General features: G+C 69.9%; 18 protein-coding genes and 9 tRNA genes. 17 read left to right on the top strand and 10 right to left on the bottom strand.

Going from position 1 to position 20,956, the window contains the following annotated elements; all coding sequences use genetic code 11:
- Window positions 1-4: 4 nt before the first annotated feature.
- Together Q0Z83_RS31860 and Q0Z83_RS31855 are read right to left on the bottom strand one after the other, a co-directional pair.
- A complete protein-coding gene (locus Q0Z83_RS31860; RefSeq protein ID WP_317786933.1) occupies window positions 5-709 on the bottom strand; it encodes a response regulator transcription factor in 705 nt (234 codons plus the stop codon).
- Complete coding sequence (locus Q0Z83_RS31855) at window positions 697-1,929, bottom strand: sensor histidine kinase (protein ID WP_317786932.1); 1,233 nt, start codon at window positions 1,927-1,929, stop codon at window positions 697-699. Before Q0Z83_RS31855 ends, Q0Z83_RS31860 begins: the two co-directional genes overlap by 13 nt.
- 295 nt (window positions 1,930-2,224) lie before the next feature.
- On the opposite strand from Q0Z83_RS31855, the gene Q0Z83_RS31850 reads away from it, so the two are divergent.
- The gene (locus tag Q0Z83_RS31850; RefSeq protein WP_317786931.1) at window positions 2,225-4,357 is read left to right on the top strand and encodes an MMPL family transporter; all 2,133 of its coding nucleotides are present in this window, start codon (window positions 2,225-2,227) and stop codon (window positions 4,355-4,357) included.
- 43 nt (window positions 4,358-4,400) lie between these two features.
- On the opposite strand, the gene Q0Z83_RS31845 is transcribed toward Q0Z83_RS31850, so the two are convergent.
- Together Q0Z83_RS31845 and Q0Z83_RS31840 are read right to left on the bottom strand one after the other, a co-directional pair.
- A complete protein-coding gene (locus tag Q0Z83_RS31845; protein ID WP_317786930.1) occupies window positions 4,401-4,712 on the bottom strand; it encodes a helix-turn-helix domain-containing protein in 312 nt (103 codons plus the stop codon).
- A 460-nt stretch (window positions 4,713-5,172) separates the two neighbouring features.
- Entirely contained in the window at window positions 5,173-5,925 is a 753-nt protein-coding gene (locus tag Q0Z83_RS31840; protein WP_317786929.1) for a class I SAM-dependent methyltransferase, read from the bottom strand.
- 46 nt (window positions 5,926-5,971) lie between these two features.
- Between Q0Z83_RS31840 and Q0Z83_RS31835 the strand changes: the two genes are divergently transcribed.
- Window positions 5,972-6,556: a TetR/AcrR family transcriptional regulator gene (locus Q0Z83_RS31835; protein ID WP_317786928.1), complete on the top strand. Its 585-nt coding sequence runs from the start codon at window positions 5,972-5,974 to the stop codon at window positions 6,554-6,556.
- On the opposite strand, the gene Q0Z83_RS31830 is transcribed toward Q0Z83_RS31835, so the two are convergent.
- Window positions 6,531-6,890 carry a DUF2784 domain-containing protein gene (locus Q0Z83_RS31830; RefSeq protein WP_317786927.1) on the bottom strand — a complete coding sequence of 120 codons (360 nt, stop codon included), beginning with the start codon at window positions 6,888-6,890 and terminating at the stop codon, window positions 6,531-6,533. The genes Q0Z83_RS31835 and Q0Z83_RS31830 overlap by 26 nt on opposite strands.
- A 280-nt stretch (window positions 6,891-7,170) precedes the next feature.
- Between Q0Z83_RS31830 and Q0Z83_RS31825 the strand changes: the two genes are divergently transcribed.
- The 10 genes from Q0Z83_RS31825 to Q0Z83_RS31780 all read left to right on the top strand — a co-directional run bounded on the left by Q0Z83_RS31825 (window position 7,171) and on the right by Q0Z83_RS31780 (window position 8,760).
- Window positions 7,171-7,243: transfer RNA gene (locus Q0Z83_RS31825), tRNA-Arg, on the top strand.
- 8 nt (window positions 7,244-7,251) lie between these two features.
- A tRNA-Leu gene (locus tag Q0Z83_RS31820) sits at window positions 7,252-7,324 on the top strand.
- A gap of 13 nt (window positions 7,325-7,337) precedes the next feature.
- A tRNA-Leu gene (locus Q0Z83_RS31815) sits at window positions 7,338-7,411 on the top strand.
- Window positions 7,412-7,416: 5 nt separating this feature from the next.
- A tRNA-Ala gene (locus Q0Z83_RS31810) sits at window positions 7,417-7,489 on the top strand.
- An 11-nt stretch (window positions 7,490-7,500) separates the two neighbouring features.
- Window positions 7,501-7,592, top strand: a tRNA-Ser gene (locus tag Q0Z83_RS31805).
- A gap of 4 nt (window positions 7,593-7,596) precedes the next feature.
- Window positions 7,597-7,670, top strand: a tRNA-Met gene (locus Q0Z83_RS31800).
- 5 nt (window positions 7,671-7,675) lie between these two features.
- Window positions 7,676-7,750: transfer RNA gene (locus Q0Z83_RS31795), tRNA-Pro, on the top strand.
- 18 nt (window positions 7,751-7,768) lie between these two features.
- A tRNA-Lys gene (locus Q0Z83_RS31790) sits at window positions 7,769-7,841 on the top strand.
- A gap of 2 nt (window positions 7,842-7,843) precedes the next feature.
- Window positions 7,844-7,922: transfer RNA gene (locus Q0Z83_RS31785), tRNA-Met, on the top strand.
- A 250-nt stretch (window positions 7,923-8,172) separates the two neighbouring features.
- Window positions 8,173-8,760, top strand: a complete 588-nt coding sequence (locus Q0Z83_RS31780; protein WP_317786926.1) for a dihydrofolate reductase family protein — start codon at window positions 8,173-8,175, stop codon at window positions 8,758-8,760.
- Here Q0Z83_RS31780 and Q0Z83_RS31775 read toward each other — a convergent pair.
- Together Q0Z83_RS31775 and Q0Z83_RS31770 are read right to left on the bottom strand one after the other, a co-directional pair.
- On the bottom strand, window positions 8,738-9,304 hold the full coding sequence (locus tag Q0Z83_RS31775) for an NUDIX hydrolase (protein WP_317786925.1): 567 nt from the start codon (window positions 9,302-9,304) through the stop codon (window positions 8,738-8,740). The genes Q0Z83_RS31780 and Q0Z83_RS31775 overlap by 23 nt on opposite strands.
- A gap of 64 nt (window positions 9,305-9,368) precedes the next feature.
- Entirely contained in the window at window positions 9,369-10,949 is a 1,581-nt protein-coding gene (locus Q0Z83_RS31770) for an MFS transporter (RefSeq protein WP_317786924.1), read from the bottom strand.
- A gap of 73 nt (window positions 10,950-11,022) precedes the next feature.
- On the opposite strand from Q0Z83_RS31770, the gene Q0Z83_RS31765 reads away from it, so the two are divergent.
- Together Q0Z83_RS31765 and Q0Z83_RS31760 are read left to right on the top strand one after the other, a co-directional pair.
- Window positions 11,023-11,862: a GNAT family N-acetyltransferase gene (locus tag Q0Z83_RS31765; protein WP_317786923.1), complete on the top strand. Its 840-nt coding sequence runs from the start codon at window positions 11,023-11,025 to the stop codon at window positions 11,860-11,862.
- A 2-nt stretch (window positions 11,863-11,864) separates the two neighbouring features.
- Entirely contained in the window at window positions 11,865-13,274 is a 1,410-nt protein-coding gene (locus tag Q0Z83_RS31760; RefSeq protein WP_317786922.1) for a nucleotidyl transferase AbiEii/AbiGii toxin family protein, read from the top strand.
- A 1-nt stretch (window position 13,275) separates the two neighbouring features.
- On the opposite strand, the gene Q0Z83_RS31755 is transcribed toward Q0Z83_RS31760, so the two are convergent.
- Window positions 13,276-15,126: an elongation factor G gene (locus Q0Z83_RS31755; RefSeq protein WP_317786921.1), complete on the bottom strand. Its 1,851-nt coding sequence runs from the start codon at window positions 15,124-15,126 to the stop codon at window positions 13,276-13,278.
- A 266-nt stretch (window positions 15,127-15,392) separates the two neighbouring features.
- On the opposite strand from Q0Z83_RS31755, the gene Q0Z83_RS31750 reads away from it, so the two are divergent.
- The 3 genes from Q0Z83_RS31750 (at window position 15,393) to Q0Z83_RS31740 (ending at window position 18,473) form a co-directional block, all read left to right on the top strand.
- Window positions 15,393-15,980, top strand: coding sequence for a CPBP family intramembrane glutamic endopeptidase (locus Q0Z83_RS31750; protein WP_317786920.1), 588 nt, complete (start codon window positions 15,393-15,395; stop codon window positions 15,978-15,980).
- A 58-nt stretch (window positions 15,981-16,038) separates the two neighbouring features.
- Entirely contained in the window at window positions 16,039-17,616 is a 1,578-nt protein-coding gene (locus Q0Z83_RS31745; RefSeq protein WP_317786919.1) for a DHA2 family efflux MFS transporter permease subunit, read from the top strand.
- Between the two features lie 74 nt (window positions 17,617-17,690).
- Window positions 17,691-18,473, top strand: coding sequence for a phosphotransferase (locus Q0Z83_RS31740; protein ID WP_317786918.1), 783 nt, complete (start codon window positions 17,691-17,693; stop codon window positions 18,471-18,473).
- Window positions 18,474-18,493: 20 nt separating this feature from the next.
- On the opposite strand, the gene Q0Z83_RS31735 is transcribed toward Q0Z83_RS31740, so the two are convergent.
- Window positions 18,494-19,732: a vWA domain-containing protein gene (locus Q0Z83_RS31735; protein WP_317786917.1), complete on the bottom strand. Its 1,239-nt coding sequence runs from the start codon at window positions 19,730-19,732 to the stop codon at window positions 18,494-18,496.
- A complete protein-coding gene (locus Q0Z83_RS31730) occupies window positions 19,729-20,916 on the bottom strand; it encodes an AAA family ATPase (RefSeq protein WP_317786916.1) in 1,188 nt (395 codons plus the stop codon). The genes Q0Z83_RS31735 and Q0Z83_RS31730 overlap by 4 nt, the downstream gene beginning before the upstream one ends.
- Between the last annotated feature and the right edge of the window lie 40 nt (window positions 20,917-20,956).

The following is a 20,956-nucleotide window of genomic DNA, read 5'->3' as shown; positions in this document are numbered from 1 at the left end:
CCGGTCAGTCACCACGACCGGGGCCGCCCGGCGCGAGCGACTCCAGGTAGCGCAGCACGGCGAGGACCCGGCGGTTGTGGTCCTGCTCGTCCTGGGACAGGTCCAGTTTCAGGAAGATGCTGCGGATGTGTTTCTCCACCGAACGCGGGGCCACGAACAGCCGTTCCGCGATGGCGTTGTTGCTCAGGCCCTCGGCCATCCAGCCGAGAACCTCGTACTCCCGGGCCGACAGCCGGTCGACGACCGGATTACTGCGGATCTTGGTACGGGCGACCAGCTGCCCGACCACCTCGGGGTCCAGCGCGCTGCCCCCGGCGAGCACCCGGTGCACCGCGGCGACGAAGTCGTCGATGTCCGGCACCCGGTCCTTGAGCAGATAACCGATGCTGTTCGTGCCCCGGCTGAGCAGCTCGGTGGCGTACCTCTCGTCGACGTACTGGGAGAGGACCAGAACCCCGATCTTCGGGTACGACGCGCGGATCTCGAGCGCTGCGTGGATGCCCTCGTCGGTGAAGCTGGGCGGCATCCGTACGTCGACGATCGCCAGGTCCGGTTGGTGCTCGCCGACCGCGGCGAGCAGCCCCGGCACGTCGCCGACCTCGGCCACCACGTCGATCCCCTCGTCCTCCAGCAGACGGGCGACACCGCTGCGCAGGAGCACGGAGTCATCGGCGATGGCGACCCGAGGACGCCGTTCTACGCTTCCCACGGAATGGTTGCCTTCATTTCGGTCGGGCCGCCCAGCGGACTCTGGAGTGCGAACGTGCCGTCCACCGCGTGGACACGATCGGCCAGACCGGCGAGTCCACCGCCGGGCGAGAGCTGCGCCCCGCCCATCCCGTCATCGACGATCCGCACCTCGAGGTCGTCCGCCGCCCGGGAGAGCGTGATGGTGACGGAAGCCGCGCCGGCGTGTTTTGCCGCATTCGCCAGCGCTTCCGAGACCACATAGTAGCCCAGTGCCTCGATCCGAGGGGACGGGCGCTCATCGAGTTCGATGTCCAGCTCCACCGGTGCGGGATGCCGTCCGGCGGCCGAGACGACCGCGGCGACCAGGCCGCGCTCGGTCAGGATCGGCGGGTGCGCGCCGCGGGCGATCTCCCGGAGCTCCTGGACCGCGGCCTGCGCCTCGGACTGGGCGGTGTCCAGCAGCCGGCGCGTCTTCTCCATGTCGGTGTCACCGATCCGCTTGGCCCGGCTGACCGCCAGCGCCACCGCGAGGAGCCGCTGCTGGGCGCCGTCGTGCAGGTTGCGCTCGATCCGGGCGCGCTCGGCGGCGGCCGCGTCGATCATCGCGGTCCGGGTGGACTCCAGCGTCTCGATGCGCCGCTGGAGCCGCAGCCGGCCGCCCTCGCCCTGGAACCAGCGCCCGACCAGCGCCTCGGACCGGACCGACCAGCGGGCCAGATGCAGCGCCCCGGTGGCGATCGCCAGCCCGGCCGGGATGCCGAACGCGGAGGCACCGAAGCTGATCGGGAAGCCGTTGATGTTCGCGTAGTCGATCGGGATCATGGTGGCGATCCACGGCAGGTTGACCAGCAGGAACGCGATCAGTAGCAGGCCGGCGACCAGGCCACCGGCGCCGAGCGACCAGAACGCCAGCGCCGCGCTGTGCCCGAGGGTGCGCCACGCCCGCCCGTCGACCAGCCCCCGCCAGCCGGGGTTGTGCCGGGGCGGCGGTATCTCCTCGCCGGCGATCCGCAGCGCGCCACGCTCGAGATGGATCGCCCAGCGGGCCGCGAATGTGGCCGCCGGAATCAGCGCGAGGCCGATCAGGAATACGGCGACGCCCACCACGCCGGCGATCATCAGAATGAGCGGCGTGAAGTAGAGAGGCGCCAGAAACAGCGCCGCCGTGGCGTAAAGGCCGGCCCGCCATCCGTCCTTGTTCAGCAGAATCGGCTTTCTTTCCCCGAACCAGGTACTCATTCGTCTACTCCAGCTCCGTGTGGATGACGGTGACGCTACCCGCGCGCCGGGCGCCGCCGCGTGGCCGTGAACCCACCGATCGGAGGTAGTGCTAGCCACACCCAAGAGACGGGTTAGCGCCCCAGCGGCGGCGTCCGCGCCCTCGATAGCTTCGAACGGCCGTAAGGGAGAACCTCGGTCGAATGGAGGACCAGTGAGTGTCAGGGCGACTGATCAGCCACAGGTAACACCGCCGCCGCAGCGCGCGGCGGGCGACGGGCCACGGTCACCTCGCGGCCTGGCCGAACGACTCGCGATGTGGAGCGCGAAGCGACGGGTTCTCGTCCTCGTCCTCTGGCTCCTGCTCACCATGCTCACCTATGCGTCGTCATTCCTGGTGCCCTCGCACGAGCTCGAGGACGCCGATTACCTCAATGGTGAGTCGGCCGTCGCCGAACGCGCGGTGGACAATGCGGAGTTCGACGAGGGTGCATGGGAAACGGTGCTGATCCAGGCCCGTGAGGGCAATCTGGATCGGGCCACCGGAACCGCGGTCAGCGAGGAACTGAAGAAGCGGTACACCGATCTCGGAAACATCCTCCAGATCGAGGGCCCGTATTTCTCCGACGACAACCGCACCGTGCGGCTGTCCGTGGAGATGGACCGTGGCCAGGGGACCGAGCGCAAGAACCCGGTGGAGATCGTGCAGCCGATGCTCGACACCACCGAGAGCGTCCAGGCGGCGCACTCCGACCTGCGCATCGAGCAGGTAGGCGCCGGGTCGATCCGGAAGGAGTTCGCCTACCAGGACGCCAAGGACATGCAGCGGGCCGAGCTGATCAGCATCCCGATCACGCTGGCGATCCTGCTGGTGGCATTCGGCGCGCTGGCCGCGGCCGGTCTGCCGCTGCTGCTCGGCCTCACCGCGGTCGGCGCGGCGCTCGGCATCAACGGGCTGCTGTCGGCGCTCGTGCCGATCAACACGTTCCAGTCCAGTCTGGTGCTGCTCCTCGGCCTCGCGGTCGGTGTCGATTATTCGCTGTTCTACGTGCGGAGGCAGCGTGAGGAGCGGGCCGCGGGGCTGAACACCCACGACGCGCTGCTGCGCACGGCCGCGACCTCCGGCCGTACCGTCATCGTCTCGGGTGTCGCGGTGGCGGTCGCCGCCGGCGGCATGTTCTTCACCAACAGCACGCTCTTCGCCGGTCTGGCGCTCGGCACGATGATCGTGGTGCTGCTCGCCGTCCTCGGCTCGCTCACGTTCATCCCGGCGATGCTCTCGTTGCTCGGCGACAAGATCAATTCGCCGCGCATCCCGCTGCTGTGGCGGCGGGCGCAGGCATCGGGGGAGAGCCGGATCTGGAACGCGATCCTGCGCCCGGTTCTCAAGGCGCCGGTACTGACCGTGATCCTCGGCTTCCTGATCATCGGTGCGATGACCGCCCCGATGTTCGGCATGAAGCTGCAGATGCCGACCGACGACCAGCTGCCCCAGAGCTACGGGGTGGTGCAGACCCGGGCCCGGCTGATCGAGGCGTTCCCCAGCGAGGGCTCCAGCCACACCGTCGTGGTGGAGCACGAGCCGGCGACCGAGGAGCAGGTCCGTGCGGCGCTGGCCGACCTGTCCGCCAAGGCCACCGCGAGCGGTCGGTTCTCGGCGGTGCAGGAGCCGCGCATCTCGACCTCGGTGGACGGACGGATCACCCGGATGTTCGTGCCGTTCCCGCAGACCGCCGACAGCCCGGAGGCGGAACAGACGTTGCAGGTGCTGCGAACCGACCTGGCGCCGGCGGCGCTCGGCGGGCTGCAGAACGCGACCTGGGCGGTCGGTGGCGGCACGGCGTTCAGCTCGGACGTCTCCCACCTGCTGCAGGAACGTCTGCCCATCGTGGTCGGCTTCGTGCTGCTGCTGAGCCTGATCGTGATGCTGCTGGCCTTCCGGTCGATCATCATCGCGATGCTCACCACGGTGCTCAACGTGCTGTCGGTCGCGGCGTCGTTCGGGGTGATCACGCTGGTCTTCCAGAACGAGTGGGCGGAGGGTCTGCTCGGGTTCCAATCCAGCGGGTTCATCGTCGCCTGGATCCCGATCATCCTGTTCGTGGTACTGATCGGACTGTCGATGGACTACAACGTGTTCATCCTCAGTCGGATCCGTGAGCCGCTGCAGCGCGGTGGTGACCTGCGGGACTCGATCCGGCACGGCATCGCCTCCTCGGCGGGCGTGGTGACCAGCGCCGCGATGGTGATGGTGGCGGTGTTCTCGGTCTTCGCGACGCTCTCCACCCTGGAGATGAAGCAGCTGGGTGTGGGTCTCGCGATCGCGATCCTGGTCGACATCACGCTGGTCCGGGCGCTGCTGCTGCCGGGGATCCTGGTCCTGCTCGGCCGGTCGCCCTGGAAGGAGCACCGGATGCTCCGCCGGCTCCCGTCGATCGCCCACGACTGACGACGTCCGGCGGGTGACCCCGCAGTGGTCACCCGCCGGACGGTCAACGCTCTGGTGCCCCCGTGTTGCGGTGATGCACGTGGGGGAGGTACTCGGGACGGATCATCCTGCTGTTCGTCCGCTGAGGCGCCGGATCGTGGGCCAGTCCGAGGCGAGCCGCGACTATGCCGGCCTGGAATCGCGAGGCGACGCCCAGGTGGTCGAGCAGCTCGGAGACTCTGCGACTGTACGTCCGTCCGGACACCCCGAGCTTGCGGCAGGCGGCCAGATCGGTGGCGCCGCTCGCCAGTTGGTCGAGGACCTCGGCCAAGTGTTCGGGGAGCGCCTGGCGGGACGTCTCACGACTCCCCGTCAAGCGATGGCTGTGTAATCCCGCGGTATGTGTCACGTATACCCCCGCATTTCATAACACTTCGCTAAATCACCACCGTCACCAGACTGAACCATTGACATCGCGCGGCAATCGTAACAGCGATCTATGGATCGGTAGATGACCGACAGAGCATGACAAGTGATATGTATCACTTTATTTCCCCCCGAGTTGCGATCATCGAGGCCTAGAAAAATTGGCTCCCACCAGGGGTTATGTTCAGCGGCCGCGATCAGCGAGGATGTCGTCGGAAGTCGCGACGTGGCCGGAACCGGGCCGCCGTCGTAATCCCATCGAGACTGTCGGCATTCGGATCGGACCGGCACGGCCATCGGCCGGGATGACGTTCCTCCGAGGGCAGGGCGGCCCGACTCCCCCGTGTCGGGAGCTGCCGGCTCTCAGATGCCGGCCCATCGCCTCCGCGGTGGGCCGGCATCCCCCCAGGTCACCGCAGGACGGCGGTCACCGCGATGGTGGTGTACGGCATGGTGAAGCGCTCACCGGTCACCTCACCCAGCCCGTCGAGCAGGGCGTTCAGCTCGGCCTCGGGCAGCAGGTTGTGCCCGCCCGCGGTCGGGATCAGATCGAGCCACTCGTCCCGCGTGTACTCGTGTTCCCACGCGTACTGCCACACCTCCGGCGCACCGAACTCCGGGCCGATGCCGGCGCCGGCCTTCTCGGCGACCGTCGCGTAGGGATCGGTCACCGCCCACGGACTGAACGGCAGACTCGGCGCGGCCTGGCGGTAGACCTCGCCGAACGCCGTGGCCAGCTCCGGCGGCGGCTGGTAGGCGTTCCAGAACAGGGCCAGTCGCCCGCCCGGTCGCAGGGCGCGGGCCGCCTTCGCCGAACCGGCCGCCGGATCGACCCAGTGCCAGGTCTGCCCGGCCGCGACCGTGTCGAACGTGCGCCCGGCCGGGTCCCAGTCCTCGAACCGGGACTCCTCGACGGTGAAGCCGTGCCGGCGGGCGGCCGCGGCCATCCGCGGGTCGGGTTCGACGCCGAGCACGTGACAGCCGGCGTCGCGCAGCTGGCGGGCCACGATGCCGGTGCCGATGCCGACGTCGAGCACCTCGCGGCCGCCCTCGGCGAGGCGGCTGATCAGCTCGGCCGGGTAGCGCGGCCGGGCGCGGTCGTAACGCTCGGCGTCGAGGCCGAAGGACTCGGCGATCCGCCGGGGGTCAGGTGTAGTGGGCATGTGCCCACTTTAAGTGGGCGCTTGCCCACTCGGCTAGATTCGCTGTGTGCCGACCGGTGTGGCCCTGCGCGACGTGCGGGAACAACTCTTCGACGCCGCCGACCGGATCCTGCTGAAATCCGGTCCCGAGGCGCTCACCAGCCGTGCCGTCACCATCGGCGCCGGCTGCGCCAAAGGCGTCCTGCACCGGCACTTCACCGACTTCGACGACTTCCTCGCGGCGTACGTGCTGGACCGCTCCACCCGGATGGACCCGCGAGTCGCCGCCCTGCGCGCCGGCGCGGGATCCGTCACCGACGCCGTGGCCGAGGCGCTGACCTCCCTGTTCGGGTCGGTCGCGGTCGCCATCGTCGCGCTCGTGACGTTCCGCGACGGATTGCGCGCCCGCCTCCGGGAGACCTGGCCGGCCGGGGTTCCGGTGCTCACCGAGGCCGCCGAGTCGTTCGCCGCCTACCTCGAGGACGAGCGGGCCCTCGGCCGGATCGCCGCCACCGCCGACACCGACACCCTCGGCGCCATCCTGATCGGCACCGGGCACCTGCTCTTCGCCGACCGCACCGGCCCGCCACCCGCGCCGGCCGACGTGCGCCGCACGGTCGCGGCGATCATCCCCGTCGTCGCCGCCACCTGATCACCACACCCACGTAGGAGACCGCGACCACCACGGCGATCAGCAGCCGCACCTCGTCCAGGTAGCGTTCCGGATACATCACCCCGGTCAGGTACGTGTCGATGAACCCGCGCTCCAGCCCGGACTGGCCGGCCCGCTCCCGGGCCCAGTCCTCCACATAGGTCAGCGGGCAGTTCAGCGCGAACACGACGATGCACAGGCCCCACGCGGCGGCCGCCAGATGCAGCCAGATCACCTTCGGCAGGCGCCAGGCCAGGAAACCGCCGGTCACCACGAACGCGATGAACAGGAAGTGCACGACCATCGTGGCCTCGGCCAGAACCCGGTAAATCATGTTCCACAGTCTGCTCGATTAATTCGTTGGACGGGTGCCGCGGGGCCGCCTATGTTTGTCATCAACACCGACCCAGCCGGGACGCGAAACACAGAGAGGGGGAGACGATGTCCGCCACGATGAAGGCCATGCCGAGTCTCCCCGCCCGACGTCTCAGCCGACTTCTGGGCCGGTGGCGCAGCTAGCGAGCAGCTAGTCTCCCTGCGCCGCCCTTCCTCACCGGAACCGGGCGGCGTTTTCTTTCTACCATTCTTTGACAATTCCACAGCGGACGACAAATGTCCCCGTAGCTCAGCGGAAAGAGCGTCGGATTACGGATCCGAGGGCCGGGAGTTCGAATCTCTCCGGGGACACTTTTCACGCCCTCGTGGCCCAACGGCAGAGGCACCAGACCGAGGATCTGGACGGTGCGCGTTCGAATCGCGCCGAGGGCACGCAGGAGATCAGGCCCGGGTAGCCCAACTGGCAGAGGCGCCGCATTCAGGGTGCGGAGGATGGGGGTTCGAATCCCTCTCCGGGTACGCAAGGGCTCGTAGCTCATCAGGTAGAGCATCCGTCTTGCAAGCGGAAGGTGGCCGGTTCGAGTCCGGCCGGGTCCACGTGACACGGTGGAGAGCTGGCCGAGTGGCCGAAGGCGCCGGATTGCTAATCCGGAGCAGGGGTGATCAACCTTTGCCGGGAGTTCGAATCTCCCGCTCTCCGCTCCGTCGCCGTAGCTCAGGGGCCGAGAGCGCCGCCCTCATAAGGCGGAGGTCGGTGGTTCGAAACCACCCGGCGACACTTCACGGGTCGTGGCGCAGCTTGGTCAGCGCGCTCGCCTTGGGAGCGAGAGGACGCGGGTTCGAATCCCGCCGACCCGACTGCACGACGTACGACCAGTGCCGCTAGCTCAATGGGTAGAGCAGCCGCCTCTTAAGCGGCGGGTTCGGGGTTCGAGTCCCCGGCGGCGCACTTGCAGGGTGGAGGAGTTCGGTCGTCCTCGCCGGTCTCATAAGCCGGAAATCGCGGGTTCGAATCCCGCCCCTGCCTCCAACACCGGTTTCGCCGGCTCGGTACGGGAACTCCGCCCCGCCGAGGCGGAGATACCGCCCCGGCTCAGGGGAGATGTAGGTCGTCCGCTGTGGAACGGGTCGCCGACGGCCGTCGAGAATCATCGGGGGTTCTTGGCGCGAAGGCCTGCGCACCGAGGCCTCACCTGGGCGAATGCGCAGATGAATGGCTTGCGTGAACCGCTTCGGAGGAGAAACCTGCGGGGTAGGGATGCGCGTGAGGGAGGCCTGCCATGGGCAGAGTCGTCGCTGCCATGTCCATGTCGCTGGACGGGTTCGTCGCGGATGAGTACGACGGTGTGGCCGAACTTTTCGGGTGGTACCAGAACGGTGAGGTCGAGATTCCGAGCGCCGATCCGCGCTGGGTCTTCCACGTCACGCGGGCGAGCGAGAGATATCTGCGGCCGGCCCTGACGAGTGCGGGCGCGCTGATCTGCGGGCGGCGGCTCTTCGAGAACACCGACGGGTGGGGCGGGCGGCATCCGGCCGGATGCCCGGTCTTCGTGGTGAGTCATTCGGTGCCCGGCGGGTGGCCGCGCGAGGACTCCGAGACGTCGTTCTTCACCGATCCGATCGCCGCGCTGGAAGCCGCGCAGAAAACCGCCGGCGAGCGCGTGGTGTCGGTCTCCACGCCGACCCTGACCCAGCAGTATCTGGACGCCGGGCTGCTCGACGAGATCACCGTTTCGCTGGTGCCGGTGCTGCTCGGCGCCGGCACCAGCTTCTTCGGCGATCAGGTGGTGGCGCCGGTCCGGCTCAGCGATCCGCGGGTGATCGAGGGCCGGGGCGTCACCCACCTCACATACACGGTTCTGCGTTAGGGAGCTTCTTCAGGAAACGGCCCAGGTGCGGGTCGAACCGGGCCGGGTCGGACTTGACGATCTCGTCGCGGCTCCACCAGCGGACGCTGTGGAACTCGCCGGTGTCCGGCTTCAGTGGCTGGTCACGGGGGATCTCGACGGTGTACCAGAGACTCACGTCGACGTGCCCGGAGTCCATGCCGACGGTCTCGGTCACGGTCAGGAAGAGCGGGGCGGCGGAGACCGGGGCGCTGACGCCGAGCTCCTCCTCGATCTCGCGGGCCGCCGTCTCGTACGGATCCTCGTCCACCTCCACGTGCCCGCCGGGCGGCAGCCACAGACCGGCGTTGACGTGCTCGACGAGAAGCAGGCTGCCGTCGGCCGGATCCACCGGGACCACGTAGGACACCAGGTGCCGGCCCGGTTCGGCCGGCTTGGCCCGGCGGAACACGTCGTCGGTGCTCCGTAGCCAGCCGAGGGCGTGCCCGCGGTGTTCGCCCTCGAGATTGTCGACCGGTTCCAGCCTGGTCACCACGTCGTGCACTGCCGCCACCGTTGAACGCATCCAGGAATGATGTCACCCCCATGTGCCGACTATGTGACATTCCGTTTCGGCCGGCCGTTCCGGATCAGCCGAGCAGGTTGTCGCCGCCCTCGGACGGTCTCGGGTCCGGCAGGCGGGCCATCCGGAACGCGTTCAGCAGGCCGAGCAGCCCGGCGAGCAGCGGCAGCAGCAGCGCCGCCTGCAGCGCGATCGGGCGGGCCTCGGTGTTGATCCGGAGGATCTCGTCAGCGATCTCGGTGGACTGGCCCGCCAGCAGCGCGGTCAGGTGCTCGTCGGACATCACCTCGGCGTTCTGCTCCAGGGCGGCGGCGACCTGCTGCTGCTGACCCGGGTCGAGGACGGTGCTCTGCTCGGCCCGGTCGGTGAACGAGGCGGCGAGGGTGGCCAGCATGATCGCGCCCGCCGCGGCCAGGCCGAAGGACAACCCGAACGATCCGCCGGCCGAGTTGACCGCGGCCGCCTCACTGACCCGCTCCTCCTCGATCGGGGAGAGCGTGTAGTTGTTGAGTTGCGACACCAGCATGCCCAGACCGGATCCGGCGACGGCCAGCGGCAGCAGCAGCTGCCAGCCGAAACCGGACTGCGGGACCAGTGGTACGAGCGCCAGCGTGCCCAGGGTGAGCAGAGCGAATCCGAGGCGGATGATGTTCGCCGGGCGCCACCGTCCGGCGCTGCGACCGGCGAGCAGGGCGACCGCGAACATGCTCAGTGACAGCGGGGCCAGCGAGAGCCCGGCCTGCAGAGCGTTGTAGCCGAGCACCATCTGCAGGTAGATCGGCAGGGCGATCATCAGGCCGCCGAGCGCGGTCTGCTGCAGCATCTGGGCCGAGATGCCGGCCCGGAACAGGTGGGATCGGAACAGGCCGGGATCCAGCAGCGCCGGGCGGCCGGCCCTCTTCCGCCGGACCAGCCACCAGGCGAGCCCGGCCAGGCCGAGGACACCGAGCAGGAGCAGGGCCGCCACAGCGCTGCCGCCCTCCTCCCAGACCAGGATGCCGAGGACGATGCCGCCCATGCCGGTGACCGAGAGGACCGCGCCGATCACGTCGATGTGCCGTGGACCGGTGTATTCGACGTTCTTGACCAGGCTGATGCCGGACAGCACCCCAGCGATGATCACGACCTCCAGCGCGAACCCGACCCGCCAGGACAGGAACGTGGTGATGAAACCGCCGAGCAGCGGGCCCACGGCGGCGGCGATCGCGGCGGCGGCACCGACCATGGCGTACACCCGACGCTGTTCGGCGCCCTCGAAGTTGCCGTGGATCAGCGACTGCATCGACGGCAGCAGCAGGGACGCACCGATCCCGCCGATCAGCGCCCAGCAGATCACGATCGGCAGCAGCGTGTCCGCGACGGTCATGGCCAGCGCGCCGACCGCGTAACCGAGCAGGCCCAGCACGTACGCCCGCTTACGCCCGATGAGGTCGCCGACCTTGCCGCCGATCAGGATGAACGCGGCCGAGACCAGCGCTTCCAGAGCGATCGCGGACTGGACGCCGCTGGCCGTGGTGTTCAGATCCCGGACCACCGCGGAGATCGAGACGTTCATCAACGAGGTGTCGACGACCAGCACGAACATGGCCATCGACAACAGGACGGCCAGTCTCGTCCGGCTACCGGTCGGTTTCGCGTCCTGTGCCATGACGAGCAGCGTGCCGACGGGAGTGGCCCGCCGGCATCCTCCGGTGAGGATGAGATGGAGAACAATGCCTGCCATGACCATTCGCATCAACGCACTCACGAACCCGTCCAGTGACAATCCGGTGTGGATCGCCGAAGGCACCGACGGGCGGCCGCTGGGCACCGCGTACGTCTTCGCTCCGCCCGGTGACGGGGCGGCCGACCTGCGGATCACCGTGCACCCGGCGGAGCGCCGGTCCGGGGTCGGTACCCGGCTGCTCCAGGCGGCGGCCTCCGCCACCGGCGGGCGCGCGCTGCTCGGACCGGCCGTCGAGGAGGGCTCCGCGGGGGAGTCCTTCTGCGTGGCGGCCGGGATGCGGCGGGTGCTGACGTTGACGTTCACCCGTCTGGAGCTCTCGTCGTTCGCCGTGACGGCCCGGGCCGTCGACGGTTACCGGCTCGTGCACTGGGAGGGCACGGTGGCCGACGAACTGGCCGAGACGTTCGCCCGGTCCCGGCGGGCGATGGACGACATGCCGATGGACGAGGCGGCCTGGGCCCCGGACGTGTGGGATGTCGAGCGGCTGCACCGGGTCGCCGCCGCGGTGGCCGAGCGCGGCGAGATCCTGCTGACCACCGCGGTGATCGCGCCGGACGGGGAGATCGCCGGATTCACCGAGCTGGTGGTGGCCGGCGACGGGACCGGGGACGGGCAGCACTACGGGACGGGCGTGCTGCCCGAGCACCGTGGGCGCGGCCTGGCCCGGTGGCTCAAGGTCGCGCAGATCGAGGCGGCCCGGGAGCGGTTCCCGAAGCTGGCCGGGCTGCTCGCCGACACCGCCGACAGCAACATCGCGATGCGCCGGGTCAACGACTCGCTCGGCTACCGGCCCACCCACCGCAGCCTGCTCTACCAGGTCGACGCGAAGGAGTGAGCATGCGGCACCACCTCACCGCGGGTTCCTACAGCCCGCTGCACCTGGCGGGCATGGCCGCCGAGCACGGCGTGGAGTTCCGCGAGATCGAGCTCGACCACGGCCTCCACCCGTCCCAGTCGACGATCATCGTGACCGGCGGCCGATCCCGCATCGCTGACTGGGAGAAGCGGATCCACCCGGTCCGGCGTCGGACGTTGGCCGCGGCGGAGACCGGCGACCGGAACTTCGAGCACCACATCGAGATGCGGTCCGCACCCGCGAGGGTGGCCGATCTCGTGCGACTCGAGGAGATCGTCGAGGAGCACGGCGCCGGACTGTGCCGCGACCCGCGACGGCTGGTCGTGCAGCGCTGCCCGGGCTCGTCGGGCGAGGCCGCGACGGCCCTGGAGCGACTGCTGGCCGACCTGCGGGCGGCCGGGCACGAGTGGGCGTCGGTCGAGCGGTGGCACATCGTCGCCGACGACAACCCCGGCTGGGACGCGGGCTGGCTGCCGCCGGACGAGGTCCGCCGCGATCCCTTCCACCGGAACAAACTGATCCGGCGCGGGATGGGGTATCACCCGCCGGTGTTCAAACCGGTGCCGCCGGGCCCCGGCGTCGAGCAGCGGTTCGTTTTCGACCCGGCGCTCAAACAGTTCGACGACGCGTACCGGCCGGGTGAGCCGGAGTTCGCCGACCCGAGGATCAGCGAACACTGGCGGGCCGCCCAGCAGGCGGCCATGAACCATCTGCTCACCGGAGTCGACCGGGATCATCTGGTGCTTCGCGGCAGCGCGCTCATGCCCGCCTGGGCCGGGGACGCCGCCCGCCGGCCCGGTGACCTCGACTTCGTCGTCACCCCCAGGAGCATCACCAGCGGCAGCCGGCAGGCCCGGGAGTTGCTCGACGGCATCCGGGCGGCGGCGTCCGGCGGCGGGCTGCGGCCCGACGAGACCGCCGAGTCGGCGATCTGGACGTACGAACGAGCCGACGGCCGCCGTCTGGTGATCCCGTTCTCCGCACCCGGGGTACCGGACGGCAGCATCCAGATCGACGTCGTCTTCGGCGAGCACCTGCCCATCGATCCGAAGCCGATCATGCTGCCTGGCGTCGGCACCCCGGTCCTGGCGGCGACCGCCGAGCTGTCCCTGGCGTGGAAGCTGCTGTGGCTGGCCACCGACAGGTATCCGCAGGGCAAGGACCTCTACGACGCGGTGCTGCTCGCCGAGTACACCACCGTCGACGTCGAACTGGTCCGAGAGCTGCTGCTGCCGGAACTCGGGCACGAGGCCGCCGAGTTCTCCGCCGCCACGCCACTGACCTGGACCGACATCGACTGGGACAACTTCACCGACGAGTATCCGACGGTCGAGGGGGCCAGCCGGCACTGGTTGCGCCGACTGGCCCTCGCACTGGACCGGTCGTCCTGACTCACGCGGCGGGGCGGTAACCGGCCGGACGGCTGGTGAACGTGCCCCGCCCGTGGGTGCGGCTGCGCAGTCGGGTCGCGTACCCGAACAACTCAGCCAGCGGCACCGTGGCGGTCACCGTGCGTACCGACGAATCGGTCACCTGGGCGCGCCGCGCGGCCAGGTCGCCGAGCACCGCGCCGATCGCGTCGGACGGCGCGCTGACCGTCACCTCGGCCACCGGTTCGAGCAGTGTGAGCGTGCAGGCCAGGAGCGCCTGACGCAGCCCGAACCGGCCGGCCGCCCGGAAGGCCATCTCCGACGAGTCCTTCACGTGCGTCTGGCCGTCGGTCAGCGTCACCCGCAGACCCACCACCGGATGTTCACCGTCGACGAGCGCCTCCCGACAGCCGGTCTCGACCGCGCGGGCGAACTCGGCGGGCACCCGGCCACCGGTCACCGTCGACGCGAACTCGAAGCCGGTGCCGTCGATCGGCGTCACGTCCAGCACGACGTGCGCGAACTGGCCCGAACCGCCGTCCTGCTTGACGTGCCGGTAGACGAACCCGGTCAGCCCGCCGGTCACCGCCGACCGGTAGGCGACCTGCGGACGCCCGGTGGTCAGCGCCAGGCCGGTCGACTGCCGAAGTTTCTCCACGGCAACCTCCAGATGCAGCTCACCCAGGCCGGACAACAGGGTCTGACCGGTTTCGGCGTCCGTCCGTACGGCCAGCGAGGGATCTTCCTCGGCCAGCGCCGCGAGAGCGCCCGGCAGACGTTGCGCGTCGGATCGCGTGCGTGCCTCGACCGCGACCGAGACCAGCGGCTCGGTCACCCGCGGTGCCTCCAACACCACCGGGTTCGCCCTGGTCGAGAGCGTGGTGCCGGTGCGGACGGCCTTCAGCCCGGCGACGGCGACGATGTCGCCGGCGACCGCGCGGCCGATGTCGGTGTGCCGGTCGGCCTGGACCCGGAGGATGCGTGCGATACGTTCGGTACGGCCGTCGCGCGCGTCCCACATGACATCCCCCTTCGTGATCGTGCCGTCGTAGACACGCAGGTAGGTGAGCCGGTCGCGTTTCTTGAACACGAGCGCGACCGGGTCTTTCGTCTCGTCGCCGCGCGGTGCCGGCAGGTAGTCGACGACGGCGTCGAGCAGCTGTTCGACACCGATGTCGCGGTAGGCGGAACCGCAGAGGACCACGACCGCCGTGTTGCTGAGGGTCAGGTCCCGGAGCGCCTTCCTGAGCGTCGTGTCGGACATGTCGCCCAGCTCCTCCAGCGCGCCCGCGTGCAACTCCGCGACCGCCTCCTCCAGCTTCCGCCGGTGTTCGGCCACCTCGGGCGGCGGCTGGTCGACCAGGTCGATCACGCCGGTGAGGTCGCCCTCCCGGCCGATCGGGACCTGCACCACCAGCGGGACCACCTCGAGCCGGTCCTGGATCGAGGCGACCGCGGCGTCCAGGTCCGCGCCGGTCCGGTCGAGCTTGTTCACGAACGCGATCCGCGGCACCTGATAGCGGTCGGCGGTGCGCCACACCGTCTCCGACTGCGGCTCGACACCGGCCACCCCGTCGAAGACGGCGACCGCCCCGTCCAGGACACGCAGCGACCGCTCGACCTCGTCGGAGAAGTCGACGTGGCCGGGCGTGTCGATCAGGTTGATCCGGTGATCGGCCCAGTCGCAGCTCACGGCCGCGGCGAAGATGGTGATGCCACGGTCGCGTTCCTGCGGGTCGAAGTCGGTGACGGTGTTGCCGTCGTCGACCAGGCCGGTCTTGTGGGTCATGCCGGTGGCGAACAGGATCCGTTCGGTGAGGGTGGTCTTGCCGGCGTCGACGTGGGCGAGGATGCCGATGTTTCGGACATGCATGATCGTCGGGTTCTTTCGAGTCTGAGCGGAAGGCGGACTGCGCCCGTTACAGGCAGCAACCGGCCCCGGTGGCGCAGCCGGAGCCGGCCACCCCAGACACCAGGATCAGCTCGAAACGCGACACGGGGATGACGACGGCGGTGCGGTAGCGCATGGCTGTGTCTCCTCTCCGGTCGCGGTGATGGCGCAACGGTACGAGAGACCCGCAGGCGGCGTCGAGCGATTAAGGTGACCGTCATGCTGATCGATCCGGACACCACCGGGCCGTGACCCTCGTCGTCGTCCTGCTGATCATGCTGGCGGTCCGGGTCTGGAACCGTCACGGGCCGGACCGCTCCCAGTCGTCCGTCGGCCCACTCGCGGCGATCCTGCTGGTCCTGGTCTCCGGGGTCGATCTCACCCCGGGCGACTGGCGGTACGCGGTGGGCGCCGCGCTCGCGATGGCCGCGCTCTACGGGATCCTGCTCCTCATCCCGGCCGGACGGGAGGCGCTGGCCGCCCGCTCCTACGATCACCCGGTTCGAAAGGCCCTGATCGGCGTACCCCTCGCCACGGTGATCTTCGAGGAGGTGGCGTTCCGGGGAGTGCTGTGGGCCCTGATCGCCGACGAGCACGGAGTAGCCTGGGCGACCGTCGTCACGGCTGTGCTCTTCGGTCTCTGGCATCTTCCGGACAGAGGAGAAGTGGCGTTCACCACCCTGGCGGGGGTTGTTCTCAGCTTTCTCCGGGCCGCTTCGGGCGGGCTGCTCGCCCCGTTCGTCCTCCACTGGACCGCCAATGGCCTGGGAATACTCGCCTCGGCATGGGTGCGTAGATCGGCGCCGACGGAATCCGGCGACCCCGAGAAATCCTGAGAACGATGTCGGACCCCGTCACTAAGCTCCGGAATGCCGTCCTACCTGTGGAGATGTTGTGAGCAGTCAGACCTCGGCGCCGGCGAAACTGGACGGCGCCGTTCTCAAGATCGCCGGGGTTGTCGTCCTCGGCGCCATCATGTCGATCCTCGACGTCACCGTGGTCAGCGTCGCGCTGCCGACCTTCATGGAAGAGTTCGACGCGTCGTATGCGGACGTCGCCTGGACCATGACCGGTTACACCCTCGCCCTGGCCACGGTCATCCCGCTGACCGGCTGGGCCGCCGATCGATTCGGCACCAAGCGGCTCTACATGACCGCGTTGCTGCTGTTCACCCTCGGCTCGGTGCTCTGCGCGACCGCCGACAACATCGGGCAGCTCGTCGCCTTCCGGGTGCTCCAGGGCCTCGGCGGCGGCATGCTCATGCCGCTCGGCATGACGATCATGACGAAGGCGGCCGGGCCGGAGCGCATCGGCCGGCTGATGGCGGTCCTCGGCATCCCGATGCTGCTCGGCCCGATCAGCGGCCCGATCCTCGGCGGCTGGCTGATCGACTCGTACAGCTGGCACTGGATCTTCCTGATCAACCTGCCGATCGGTCTCGGCGCGCTGATCTACGCCCAGGTCGTGCTGCCCAAGGACACCCCGGAGCCGTCCGAGTCGTTCGACTTCATCGGCATGCTGATGCTGTCGCCCGGTCTCGCGCTCTTCCTCTACGGCGTCTCCACCCTGCCCGAGGAGCAGACGATCAGCGCCACCAAGGTGTGGGTCCCGATGCTCGCCGGCGCGCTGCTGGTGATCGGGTTCGTCTTCTACTCGTTCAAGCCGAGACACCCGCTGCTCGACCTGCGCCTGCTGCGTAACCGCAACCTGACCGTCGCGTCGGTCACGCTCGCCGTGTTCACCATCGCGTTCATGGGCGCCGGCCTGCTGTTCCCCAGCTACTTCCTGCAGATCCACGGCGAGTCGACGCTGCACGCCGGTCTGCTGATGGCTCCGCAGGGCATCGGCGCGATGGTCACCATGCCGATCGCCGGCATGATGGCCGACAAGATCCCGGTCGGGCGTACCGTGCCGTTCGCGCTGCTCCTGATCGCGGCCGGGTTCTTCGCGTTCACCCAGGTCGGCACCGACACCTCGTATGTGTTGCTGTGCGGCTCGCTGTTCGTGATGGGTCTCGGCATGGGCGGCACGATGATGCCGATCATGACGTCGGCGCTGCGCACCCTGACCAACCACGAGGTGGCCCGGGGCTCGACGCTGCTCAACATCCTGCAGCAGATCGCCGGTTCGGTCGGTGGCGCCGTCATGTCGGTGATCCTGACCTCCGAGCTGAACGACTCGGCCCCGGTCAGCGTTCCGGACGCGACCGGCCAGACGGTGACCACCACCGAGGCCCAGCTGGCGATCGGCGCCCAGATGAACCCGGAGATGGCCGCCAACTTCCCGCCGGAGATGAAACCGCTGCTGGAGCGGGGTCTGGAGTTCGCGGCCGACGCGTTCGCCACCACGTTCACCGTGGCGTTCGTGCTGACGCTGCTCACGCTGATCCCGGCGTTCTTCCTGCCGCGCAAGCGCGAGGAGTCGCACCTGCTCGACGAGGAGAAGGGCGCCGCCCCGGTCATCCTGCACTGACCGTGGCACGTTCGTCGCGAGGCCGCCCGGCGTCTGTCCGGGCGGCCTCGCCCCGTTTCGGTACGGTGACCGTCATGGATCTTCTCGGCTCCGGACGTGAGGCGGACGTCTACGCGATCGACGAGCGGCGGGTGCTGCGCCGCTATCGGCGCGGTGACGACGCCACGGCCGAGGCGGAGCTGATGACCTACCTGGCCGGGCACGGATATCCGGTGCCGCACGTCCACTCGGCGAGCGGCGCCGACCTGGTCCTGGAACGGCTCGACGGGCCGACCATGACCGAGGCCTTCGCCGCCGGGCGGCTCGGGGTGGACGACGGCGCGGCGATCCTGGCCGATCTCCACGACCGGCTGCACCGGCTGCCGTCCCGGAGCGGGCGGGCCGGCATCCTGCATCGCGACCTGCATCCGGAGAACGTCATGCTGGCCTCGCGCGGGCCGGTCGTGATCGACTGGCACAACGCCGCCGAGGGCCGCCCGGCCGTCGACGTGTGCCTGACCGCGATCATCATGGCCCAGGTCGCCGTCGATCCGTCACACCCGCACGTCGACGCGGCGACCGCGTTCCTCGGTGCCTTCCTGGCCCGGGTCGGCGGGGAGCCGCTCGACGGGCTCGACGAAGCCCTGGACATCCGACGGGCCGATCCGGCGCTCACCGCCACCGAGGCCGCCGGACTCGCCGCCGCCGTGACCCCACTGATCCGCGATGCCGCCGCCGTGACCCCGTTGTTCCGCGATGCCGCCGCCGTGACCCCGTTGTTCCGCGATGCCGCTGCCGTGACCCCACTGATCCGCGATGCCGCTGCCGTGACCCCGTCGATCCGCGATGCCGCGCCGCCAGGACCGCCCCCCGTTTGAGCTGCCCTGGCGGCGGGTCATCAGCCGAGCCGCACCACCCGTGCCCACGACGGGGGCAGATCCAGCTCGAAGTCGGGGTTGTTCTCGTCGACGTGGCGCGGGCGGGGGAACAGGCCGATCACCGTGCGGCACGGCGGCTTCCGGTCCGGCCAGGGGGTCTGGCCGTCGGTCAGCACCACGATCACGTCCGGGGCCGGCTGGGTGGTCAGCGCCTTCGCGAACCCCGCACGCAGATCGGTGCCGCCACCGCCGAGCAGCGGGATGTCCTCGGCCGCGCAGATCTCACCGGTGATGTGTGCGGCGGCGTCACACGAGATCACCCGGACCAGGTCACGGCGGCCACCGACGGCCCGGGTCATCGCGGCCACCTCCACCAGGGCGCTGCCCAGCTCGGAGTCGCTCACCGAACCCGACGTGTCGATCACGACGCTGACCCGGGGCGGGCGGCGACGCAGACTCGGCAGGATCACTCCGGGCAGGCTCGACGAGCGCCGGGACGGGCGGTTGTACACGTAGTCCTCGCCGACCCCGGGCGCCGACACGGCCGACCGGACCGCGTTACCCAGCAGCTCACGCCACGGCTGCGGCGGGTGCACCACCCGCTCCGCCCAGCGCTGCCAGCCGGCCGGCGTGTCCCCACGACCGATCATCCCCTGCGCCACCCGGTAGCGGACCAGGGCCCGTTCCTGTTCGTCGAGCCCGTTCGCGCCGTCCGGGCCCAGCTCCCACGGCCGGTCCGCACCGTCCGCGCCACCGCCGCAGTCCAGCCAGGAGAGCTGCCGGAAGTACGGGCCGATCGCGATCATCGGCAGGTACTCCTCCATGAGCTTGCCGGGTTCCAACTCCAGCAGCTCGGGGCCGATCGCGCCGTCCGGGCGGGGCAGGCCGTCGCCGTACACATCGTCGTTGATCTCGAAATCGGCGGCGATGTTCATCCGCAGCCGGTCGCCCGGCCCGGTCAGGTCCTTCTCCCCGGCCAGCCGTTCCCCTCGGCCGTGGTGATCGCGGAGCAGGTGCGAAACCTCGTGGACCCAGACGCCCGCCAGTTCGTCCACCGGGGTGGCGGCCACGAAGGCGGGGGAGATGTAGCAGCGCCAGTACCTGTCCACGGCCATCGTCGGGACCGTCCACGACAGGATCGGTTTCAGGGCGTACAACGCGGTCGCCAGGTACGGCCGGGCCTCGGCGGCGAACAGCCTGGCGGCGTACAACCGGTCGGTCTCCTCCTGATTGAACGCCGCCCGCGGCAGAGTCTTCATCGGGCCGCCAGCACCCGCTTGCGGAGGCCGACGACCGGGGCCAGGCGCTCCATCTCGGCCGGGACCGGCCATTCGTCGCGACGCAGCGCGGCGAGCGTGGACGCCGGCACCACCACCAGATCCGGCGCGCCGGTCTCCATCGCCCGGACCAGCACCGCCCAGGCGGCGTCCCATCGGGACCGTTCCGGCCGTTTGCGGACCGCCTCGACGACCCCGTCGAGAGTGGCCTGCCGCAGGTCACCACGCTCCGGGAAGACAGCGGCGGACGGGTCGGCGAGCAACGTCTCCGGGTCGGGCAGGTCGAGCCGGTCGACGAAGGCCAGCAGTTCCAGCCCCGGCCCGTCGCCGACCGTGCCGCGAACCAGCATCGACAGCACCTCCCGCGACACCCCGGCCGCGGTGGCGAACGCGACCAGCCGCAACGTCATGTCCCAGCTGCGCGGCGACGGCCACGGACCACCCCGGCGGGCCTCGCTGTCCGGCAGCCGGTGCACGAGCGTCGGCCGTGCCTCCAGGAACCCGCACACCGCGCGCCGGGCCCGGGCCACCGCTTCCGGCAGCAGCTCCCGGTCGAGTCGCGGCAGCATCGCCCGCGGCCACGTGCCACCGAGGCCACGGACCACGACCTCGTGCTCGAACGTCCACTGCAGATGCACGAATCGGTTCGCCAGCGGCGGGCTCAGCTCCCACCCGTCGGCGGCCGACGAGCGCGGATTCGCGGCCGCCACGATCCGCACCCCGGGTGGCAGCCGCAGCGCGCCGACCCGGCGTTCCAGCACCACCCGCAGCAGCGCCGCCTGTACCGCCGGTGGGGCCGTCGACAGTTCGTCCAGGAACAGCAGGCCCCGGCCCGCGCGGACCAGCTGAACCGCCCAGTCCGGCGGCGCCATCGGCACACCCTGGGTCGCCGGATCGTCCCCGACGACCGGCAGCCCGGCGAAGTCCGACGGCTCGTGCACACTCGCGATCACCGTGGTCAGCGGCAGCCCGAGCCCGTCGGCGAGCTGATGAAGGGTGGCGGTCTTGCCGATGCCCGGCTCACCCCACAGCAGCACCGGCAGGTCGGCGGCCACGGCCAGGGTCAGCGCTTCGAGCTGGTTGTCCGGTCGCGGTTCGGTCCCGGTGGCGGTCAGGAGAGTGATCAGGTCATCGGCGATAGGGAGATTACGGTCAGAAAGCAGCAAATCAATCACCTTTTTTGCAAGAAGAGGGCACGGGGGTACG

It is taken from the genome of Actinoplanes sichuanensis (assembly GCF_033097365.1).
In the GTDB taxonomy this organism is placed as follows: Bacteria; Actinomycetota; Actinomycetes; order Mycobacteriales; family Micromonosporaceae; genus Actinoplanes; species Actinoplanes sichuanensis.
This window is presented reverse-complemented; position numbering and strand designations above follow the sequence as displayed.